The 880-nt window shown below is 50.0% G+C and carries 1 protein-coding gene; it reads left to right on the top strand.

Features of this window, described 5'->3' with window-relative positions; translation table 11 throughout:
• Window positions 1-880: M48 family metalloprotease (locus tag A3750_RS12740; protein ID WP_156498566.1), on the top strand; the 880-nt coding region annotated here is incomplete at both ends.

Raw genomic sequence — 880 nt, 5'->3', positions numbered from 1 at the left:
GGTGCGGTAATCAAAGCTGCCCTAAGTCGTCAGCGAGAGTATTTGGCGGATGCCTCTGCGGTTCAGTTCACAAGAAACCCAGAGGGCATTGCTGGTGCGCTTCGTATTATCGGTGGTCATGGGCCTCGATCGCGAGTTGATAACCCGCATGCCTATGAGTTAGGGCACATCTTCTTTTGTAATGCGTTCCACAGCAAAGTCTTTGCAACCCACCCGCCACTGGACCAGCGTATTGAGCGCTTGATGCCAAATTGGAATGGCCGTTACTTGGAATCTACTGCAGATGCAGAACTGCGGCACGAGGGTGCAATGGGCTTCGCTTCAGGTGCGCAGAGCGCTTCATCAAGCGAAGTCGAGCCAGCCACGAATAGCATCGATTATTCGCCAGTAAGCAAAAGTAGTGACGGTTCATTGGAAGGTGTTCACCACGAAGACAGCCTCACTTTCGAAGATGAGCCAAAGCGAGAACAAGATATAAAGCCGCTTCTGCAGCTAGTGCATGGCGCAAGTGATGCGCAGGCTGTGTTTTTTGCCTTTATCGGGCATGACTCGGTAACGACGGGTGCGTGGAATGAGCATCTCAGCGAATTGAGCTTGTCTCAGCAGCTAGACTTGCTTAGAGCGGCGATTCCGGCACTTAAGAATCTGGATAAAACAAATTATGCAGGGTTTCGACAAACCTTTATGGATGCAGTAAGTCGGGATAAGAAGCGCAGTCTCAAAGAATGGCTCGCCTACGAGCTGTTCAGAAACCCCTGCGATATTCATTTTGGGTATGCAAAAGCGCCCACCTTGAAGTATCGCAATCTGCAAAGCATTTCGGGCTTTTATAAAATTGTTCTCGCAAAATTTTTGGCTATGGGGACGCAAGGTAGCCAAC

Source organism: Oleiphilus sp. HI0079 (assembly GCF_001635105.1).
This window is presented reverse-complemented; position numbering and strand designations above follow the sequence as displayed.